At 36.6% G+C, this 1,138-nt stretch carries 1 protein-coding gene, 1 tRNA gene and 1 rRNA gene; all 3 read right to left on the bottom strand.

Going from position 1 to position 1,138, the window contains the following annotated elements; genetic code table 11:
* Window positions 1-199: 199 nt before the first annotated feature.
* Window positions 200-275: transfer RNA gene (locus AC1EJ0_RS08145), tRNA-Ala, on the bottom strand.
* A gap of 342 nt (window positions 276-617) precedes the next feature.
* A complete protein-coding gene (locus tag AC1EJ0_RS08140; protein WP_480023968.1) occupies window positions 618-869 on the bottom strand; it encodes a YdbL family probable chaperone protein in 252 nt (83 codons plus the stop codon).
* 99 nt (window positions 870-968) lie between these two features.
* Window positions 969-1,138: ribosomal RNA gene (locus AC1EJ0_RS08135) — 16S ribosomal RNA — on the bottom strand; the annotation flags it as partial.

Genomic DNA, 1,138 nt, shown 5'->3' with positions numbered 1-1,138 from the left:
TTCGCAGCTTTCTACGTCCTTCTTCGCCTCTTGGTGCCAAGGCATCCGCCCTGCGCTCTTAGTAACTTGACCTATTTAAATTAAAATCCTTTAACGCTTATTGTTAATTTACTGTATTTTTCTTATAAATGTCGTTTCGTTTTCATTTGATTATGGTTATTAAGTTTTATTTGGTTTTGGCTTTTCTTTTGAAATGCCATGGTGGAGATGAGGAGATTCGAACTCCTGACCCCCTGCTTGCAAGGCAGGTGCTCTCCCAACTGAGCTACACCCCCATAAAGATTGTTATTAAATAAGATTATGCCGCCTCATAAATCAGTCTATACTATCATATAATATAAACTATTTTCTAACGCTCAATATTCCTCCAGGGTCATTGGTTCCAAAGCACTTCCAATAATTTTCTCTCCAGTCTGTTGTAAATTCAAAACCACAGACATCACATTTTTTAGTAGATTGACATATACGTTCATATTCAACATCATATCCATACGCATGATCGTCACATTTTCTTTGTTGACCTGTAGTATGCCAAGGCAGACATCTATTTCCTGTATTTACTAGTTTACCTTCATGACAATAAGTGCAACCTACGGCTCTCAAATATACATCTAAATCTACTTTTTTTCCCTATTAGAAATAAGTTTTTGCACTTTCTCTAACTGTTCTACAGTTATTCCATTTTTCTTTGCAATCTCTTCAACAGATAAGTTATTATACTCTTTAATCTTTTCTAGATTTTCAGCATAAACTTCTTCTTTAGTTTTTATTTTTTTGTCACTTTTTGCTTTTAGTGTAAAGAAGGAAGCATTAATTATTAAAGCTAATGATAAGAAAAGAATTGTTATTTTTCTCATTGACTTTTTCATAATTATCACCTTTCTTAATTGAGGCGGCATATAATCTTCAATAAAGCAAATTAAGTTCTAAGCAAGACCCAAAGTGAAAAGAACTAATGTTCTCCTTAGAAAGGAGGTGATCCAGCCGCACCTTCCGATACGGCTACCTTGTTACGACTTCACCCCAGTCATTGACCCTACCTTCGACTGCTGCCTCCAAATGGTTAGCTCACAGGCTTCGGGTATTGCCTACTCCCATGGTGTGACGGGCGGTGTGTACAAGACCCGGGAACGCATTC

Source organism: Fenollaria sp. C0166D3, assembly GCF_056590255.1.
This window is presented reverse-complemented; position numbering and strand designations above follow the sequence as displayed.